Origin of the sequence: Patulibacter sp. (assembly GCF_030655195.1) — a bacterium.
Lineage (GTDB): Bacteria > Actinomycetota > Thermoleophilia > Solirubrobacterales > Solirubrobacteraceae > Patulibacter.
In genome coordinates this window covers 40,627-47,118 of sequence record NZ_JAURWA010000126.1, presented here as the reverse complement: position 1 = coordinate 47,118, position 6,492 = coordinate 40,627, and the positions used below count along the sequence as shown (strand labels likewise).

Genomic DNA, 6,492 nt, shown 5'->3' with positions numbered 1-6,492 from the left:
CCGGAACCAGGACCGGACCCCGAGCGCGGGTGGCGGGCCAGGGCGCGCCGCGCCCCGTGGGGGACCCGCGGCGGTCGGGGTGCCGGGGACGGCTCCGCCACCGGCGAGACGCCGCGGACGGGACCGCGTCCGGGGGCGTCGGGACCGCACGCCACGCCGGAGCCGCCGGATCCGAGCGTGGTCGCCGCGGCGCTGGGCGGCGCGATCGACGACACCCCCGGCCTCTCCGTCCTCGTCTTCGACCGCGAGCTCCGCGTCCGGGCCGTGGCCGGCATCGACCTCGGGAGCGCCGAAGGCGCGCTCCTGATCGGCCGCCCGGTCGTGCACGCGTTCCCGCTCGCCGCCCGGCGTCCGCTGGCGGCCGCCCTGGCGGCGGCGCTCGAGGGCGCGGAGCGCACGGTCGCGCTGCCCGACGCCGAGGGCGCGGAGCGCCTCGAGGCGACCTGCCGCCCGGCGGTCGCGGGGGTCCCCGGCGGGGTCTGCGTGGTGCGCGACCTCGAGGTGCTGGGCGGCGGCTCGCTCCTCGTCGAGGCGCAGCGCGCGTTCGAGATCACCTTCCGGCACTCGCCGATCGGGCAGGGCCTGCTCTCGCGCACCGGCCGCTGGCTGCGGGTCAACGGCGCGCTGGCGGAGCTGCTCGGCCGCCCGGAGGAGGAGCTCGTCGGGGCCGAGGCGGTCGACGCGATGCACCCCGAGGACCGCGAGGACGAGCGCGAGCGCCTGCGCACCCTCGTCGACGGGGTCGACGACCACTACGTCGTCGGCACGCGGTTCCTGCACGTCGACGGGCACGTCGTCCGGACCCACACGCGGATGACGCGGATCACCGACGAGGACGAGATCGCCCGCGGCTTCGTCGCGCAGGTCGTCGACGCGGCCGCCTGGCGCCGGTTCCGCGGCGGCTGAGCGTCGTCGTCGGGGGCCGCGGCGGGCCGGCCCCGGCGGCCGCCCGGTCCTCAGCCGACCACGAACGGCACCGGCCGCAGCGCGCCGGCGTCGACGAGCCCGCGGTCGGTGATCTTCAGGTCCGGGATCACCGACAGTCCGAGGAAGCTGAGCGCCATGAACGGCGACGGCAGCGTCACGCCCCGCGCGGTCAGCGCGGCGTCGAGGTCCTGCTGCTGCGCGTGGACCGTCGCCGCGGGCAGGTCGGAGAGGAGGCCGGCGACGGGCAGCGGCATCTCGTGGACCACGGTCCCGCCGTCGGCGACGACCAGGCCACCACCCAGCTCCCGCAGCCGCTCGACGCAGACGACCAGGTCGTCGTCGTCCGTCCCGACCGCGATCACGTTGTGGGCGTCGTGGGAGACGGTGCCCGCGAACGCCCCGGACCGCAGGCCGAAGCCCGTGACGAGCCCCAGTCCGACGCGACCGGTGGCGTGGTGGCGCTCGAGGACCGCGATCTTCGCCAGGTCGCGCGCCGGATCGGCGAGCACGAGGCCGTCCCGCACGGTCGGGACGACCTGCTCCTCGCCGGTCAGCAGCTGGTCGGGGATCGCACGGATCACCCGCACCCGCGCGTCCGCGTCGGCCGGGGCGGGCAGCGCGAACGAGGCCCGGTCCACCGTGCCCAGGTGGACGGTGTCGCGGACCCACCCCGGCGTCGGCGCCGGGGTGCCCGCGGGCGCGGCCGTCGGCCAGGCGCCGTCGTCGTCGACGGGCCGGCCGTCGCGGGCGACGACCGCGCCGGCCCGCACCACCAGCGACGGGCGGAACGTCGTCAGGTCGTCGAGCAGCAGCAGGTCCGCGGCCCAGCCGGGGGCGATCGCCCCCACCCGGTCCAGCGCGTGGCACCGGGCGCCGTGGAGCGTGGCGAGCAGCAGCGCGTCCTCCGGGGTGACGCCGCCGGCCACCGCGGCGGCGCACATCCCGTCGATGTGGCCCTCCTCGAGGAGCGTGCCCGGCTCGCGGTCGTCCGTGCAGAACGCCAGGTGCTCGGGGCCGTGGCGCAGGACGAGCGGCAGCAGGTCGCGCAGGTTGCGGGCGTTGGTCGCCTCGCGCAGCAGGACCCACGCGCCCTTGCGGCGCTTCTCGAGCGCCTCCTGCAGCGTCGTCGCCTCGTGGTCGGTCGACGGGCCCGCGGCGAGGTAGGCGTCCAGCGCGGCGCCGGTGACGCCGGGCGCGTGGCCGTCGACCCGCGCGGCCTCGGCCACGAGCGCCAGGACGGCCAGCGCGTGCGGATCGCCGTGGGCGACGCCCGGCGCGTTCATCATCTCGCCGACGCCGCGCATCCGCGGGTGGCCCAGGAGCTCGCGCAGGGCATCGGCGTCCAGCGGCCCGCGCGGCGACTCCAGGTCGCTCGCCGGGACGGTCGACGGCAGCATCGCGTGGACGCCGAGCGGCAGGCCGTCGCACGCGTCGAGCATCCACGCCACGCCCTCGGCGCCGAGCACGCCGGCGATCTCGTGCGGGTCGACGACGACCGTCGTCGTGCCGCGCGGCACGATCGTCCGCGCGAACTCGGCGGGCAGCAGCTTCGACGACTCGATGTGGACGTGCGCGTCGATGAACCCCGGGACGAGGTGCCGGCCCTCGGCCTCGATCACGCGCGTGGCGTCGTCGGGCGCGCCCGGCGCGAACCCGGCGACGCGCCCGTCCGCGACCGCGACGTCGTGCTCGCGCCACTCCTTCGTGAACGACGAGAACACGCGGGCGCCCCGGACGACGAGGTCGGGCGCGGCCTCACCGCGGGCGACGGCCAGCAGACGGGGGGACGGGGTCGGCATGGATCCAGCGTGGCAGGACGACGAACGACGCGGCGGGTCGCCCCCGAGCGTGAGCGCCGCACACCCGGCGAGGTCCCGGCCGCCTACCATGGAGGGTCGCCCATGGCCGTCCTCATCGCCTCCGACCTGAAGAAGGACATCAACGGCAACCCGCTGTGGAAGGGGCTGTCGTTCAAGCTCGAGCGCAAGACGCGCATGACGCTGTCGGGCCGCAACGGTGCCGGCAAGACGACGCTGCTGCGGATCCTCGCCGGCCAGTCCAAGGCCGACGGCGGCGACCTCTCGTTCGAGAAGGGCGCCCGCGTGATCCTGCACGACCAGCGCCCGCCCCGGGAGCAGGGGATCACGCTGCGCGAGTACGTCACGTCGGGCCGACAGGACCTCGTCGACCTCGAGATCACGCTCCGCGCCCTCGAGCAGAAGATGGCCGACGGCGACATGGAGGTCTTCGACAAGTACGCCCGGGCGCAGAGCGAGCTCGAGTCGCTCGGCGGCTACCGCTGGCGCGACGAGGCCGCCGACATCGTCCGCGGACTCGGGTTCGACGACGCGGCGCTGGACCGCAACCTCGAGACGTTCTCCGGCGGCCAGCTCACGCGCGCCTCGCTCGCCCGTGCGCTGTCGGCCAAGCCCGACCTGCTGCTGCTGGACGAGCCGACCAACCACCTGGACCTCGAGTCGCTCGAGTGGCTCGAGAAGACGCTCGTCAACTACGAGTCGGCGATCGTGCTCGTCGCCCACGACCGCTGGTTCCTCGAGGCCGTCGGCACCTCGGTGCTCGAGATCGAGGCCGGCCGGGCCAAGTTCTTCCCCGGCACCTGGCACGCCTGGCGCCGCGAGCAGGCGGCGCGCGAGATCGCCCTGGGCAAGTCGATCGCCAAGCAGGAGGCCCAGATCGCGCGGATGGAGGACTTCGTCCGCCGCTTCTCCGCCAAGGCGACGAAGGCCAAGCAGGCGCAGAGCCGCGTCAAGGCGCTGGACAAGATCGAGAAGATCACCCGCGATCCGACCGACGACCGGACGATGGGCTTCAACTTCAAGAAGGCCGAGCGCGCTGGCGCGGTCATCTACGAGCTCGAGCACGGGCGCATCGAGGTCCCGCCGCCGACGATCGTCAAGGACGTCAACACGAACCACACGACGATGGTCAGCGACCCGCACGCGCGGGTCCTGCTCGGCGACGCGGAGCTGTGGCTCGAGCGCGGCGAGCACGTCTGCCTGGTCGGGCCCAACGGCGTCGGCAAGACGACGCTGATCGAGACCCTCGCCGGTCGTCGCCCACTGGCCTCGGGCGTCATCCGGACGGGGCACAACGTCAAGGTCGGCTACCTCAGCCAGCACGGCGAGGAGATGCACCACGGCGGGGCCCGGACGATCCTCGAGGCGTGCATCAAGGCGACGAACCTGAAGCCCGGCGAGGCCCGGTCGCTGCTGGGCAAGTTCCTCTTCACCGGCGCGGACGTCGAGAAGTCGCTGGACGACCTCTCCGGCGGTGAGCACAAGCGCCTCGGCCTCTCGATCCTCGTGGCCTCGGGCGCCAACGTCCTGATCCTGGACGAGCCGACCAACCACCTGGACATCGAGTCGCGCGAGGCCCTCGAGGACGCGCTCTCGGGCTACGACGGCTCCATGATCATGATCAGCCACGACCGGGCGCTGCTCGAGGTCATCGGGACCCGCACCGTCGCGGTCGAGGACGGCAAGCTCGAGTCCTACCTCGGCGGGTGGCAGGAGTACGTCGAGGTCCGCGAGGACCGCATGGCCGCCGCGCGTGCCGCGAAGGACGCCGGCAAGAAGGCCGACGCGGCCGCCCGCAACGGCGCGGCGAACGGCAGCGGCAACGGCAACGGCGGCGGGGCCAAGAACGGCGGCGGGGCGAAGAACGGCTCGAACGGCACCGGATCGGGTGGCGCGAAGGCCGGCGGCTCCGGCGGCCGGTCCGGTGGCGCGACGACCGTGGCGTCCGGGGGTTCCTCGGGCGGCGGCACGGCCACGAAGGCCCCGCCGGCGGGCCCCCCGATGTCGAAGAACCGCCGTCGCGAGATCGAGAAGGCGGAGGCCCGGATCGAGCAGGCCGAGGTCGCGCTGGCGGAGCTCGAGGAGGAGCTCGCCGCTCCCGGCGCCTGGGCCACCCCGGAGTCGACCGAGAAGAACACGGCGCGCCACGAGTCCGCCAAGGCGAAGGTCGCCGAGCTCTACGACACGCTCGAGCGCCTCTCCGCCTGACGGGCGGTCGGCGGCCAGGACACGTGTCCGGACCACGCCCCCCGCGGGCCGTCGTCGGGGGGTGGGAGGCCACGGGGCTGCTCGAGGTCCGGGACGATCCCGGTGCGCTGGACGAGGGCGGCCGGTGGGCGGTGGTGCGGACCTTCGAGGGGGCGCTGACCGCGGCGCGGTTCTCCGACTGGCGGCCGCTCGGCGCGACCCGCCCCGCGCGTCCGGTCCCGTGGACCCCGGTGCCGCCCGGGGCGTGGAGCTCCAGCCTCGACGAGGACGCGTTCCGCGCGGGCGTCGCCTCCGTCCGGGAGCGGATCGCCGCCGGCGACGTCTATCAGGCCAATCTCTGCCGGGTCCTGTCCGCGCCGCTCGCCGAGGACACGACGCTGCACGGTCTGCACGACCTGCTGACTGCCCGGCACGCCGCGCCGTACGCCGCGCACGTGCACCTGCCCGACCACGGGATCGACGTCGCCAGCGCGTCGCCGGAGCTGTTCCTCTCCCGCGACGACGACCTCGTCGTCTCACGGCCGATCAAGGGGACCGCGCGGACCGCGGCGGAGCTCCTGCCGAAGGACCGCGCCGAGAACGTGATGATCGTCGACCTCGTGCGCAACGATCTCGGCCGGGTCTGCCGCCCGGGCACGGTCCGCGCGACGGAGATCTGCGGCGTCGAGGCCCACCCGGGTCTCGTGCACCTCGTGTCGACCGTCGAGGGGCGGCTCCGGCGGGACGTCGGCTGGCGGGCGCTGCTGGACGCGACGTTCCCCGCGGGGTCGATCGTGGGGGCCCCGAAGCTCGCGGCCCTCGCCGTCCTCGCCGGCCTCGAGCCGGTGCCGCGCGGGCCGTACTGCGGGGCGGTCGGCTGGGTCGACGCGGACCGCGGTCGGGCGGAGCTCGCCGTCGGGATCCGGACGTTCTGGCGCGAGGGAGCGACGCTGCGGTTCGGGACCGGGGGCGGGATCACCTGGGACAGCGACCCCGGGGGCGAGTGGCGCGAGACGGTGCTGAAGGCCGGGCGCCTGCTCGCGGTGGCCGCCGCCTGACCCCGGACGGGGCCGCCGCCCGCCGTCCCGCCCGCCGGGCGCCTGCCAGGATGCGGCGCATGGAGACGTTCCGGGTCGAGCTGACCGCACCGCTGGACCCCGGCGCCCTGCACGCCTACCTCGAGGACCTCGCCGCCCACCCGGAGTGGCGCTTCGACGTCGCCTCGTCGGTGCTCGCGGGCGGGCTGACCGGCGGCGTGGGGGCGCGCTACGACCAGCGCACGGCGGACGACGGGCGGGAGACGGAGGCGGAGCTCACGGACTCCGAGCGCCCCACGATGGTGGCCTTCGCGGTCGTCGACGGGCACGAGCGGCTCGACGTCGAGCAGACCTTCGAGCCCGACGGCCCGGGCTGCCGCATCACGATGGACGTCACGACGACCTGGACCGGCCGTCCCTGGCACCGCCGGCCGAAGGGCCGGCCGTCGACCGAGGAGCGTGCGGCGCGCTACGGCCGGGCGCTCGCCGAGCGCCTCGGCGGCGAGCTGCTCTAGCGTCGCGGC

General features: G+C 75.4%; 5 protein-coding genes. 4 read left to right on the top strand and 1 reads right to left on the bottom strand.

The features are described 5' to 3' along the window. Positions 1-177 precede the first annotated feature (177 nt). Positions 178-906 (top strand): PAS domain-containing protein, encoded by a 729-nt coding sequence (locus Q7T67_RS14090; RefSeq protein WP_304790725.1) that lies wholly within the window; start codon positions 178-180, stop codon positions 904-906. 50 nt (positions 907-956) lie between these two features. On the opposite strand, the gene ade is transcribed toward Q7T67_RS14090, so the two are convergent. Further along, a complete protein-coding gene (ade, locus tag Q7T67_RS14085; RefSeq protein WP_304790722.1) occupies positions 957-2,726 on the bottom strand; it encodes an adenine deaminase in 1,770 nt (589 codons plus the stop codon). 102 nt (positions 2,727-2,828) lie between these two features. Here ade and abc-f point away from each other — a divergent pair, with 102 nt between their 5' ends. From abc-f to Q7T67_RS14070, 3 genes are read left to right on the top strand one after another with little or no spacing between them, the layout of a single operon-like run. Next, a complete protein-coding gene (abc-f, locus tag Q7T67_RS14080) occupies positions 2,829-4,952 on the top strand; it encodes a ribosomal protection-like ABC-F family protein (RefSeq protein ID WP_304790718.1) in 2,124 nt (707 codons plus the stop codon). A 23-nt stretch (positions 4,953-4,975) separates the two neighbouring features. Beyond that, positions 4,976-5,989 carry a chorismate-binding protein gene (locus Q7T67_RS14075; RefSeq protein WP_304790714.1) on the top strand — a complete coding sequence of 338 codons (1,014 nt, stop codon included), beginning with the start codon at positions 4,976-4,978 and terminating at the stop codon, positions 5,987-5,989. Positions 5,990-6,048: 59 nt separating this feature from the next. Further along, the gene (locus Q7T67_RS14070; RefSeq protein ID WP_304790711.1) at positions 6,049-6,483 is read left to right on the top strand and encodes an SRPBCC family protein; all 435 of its coding nucleotides are present in this window, start codon (positions 6,049-6,051) and stop codon (positions 6,481-6,483) included. Positions 6,484-6,492: the final 9 nt, after the last annotated feature.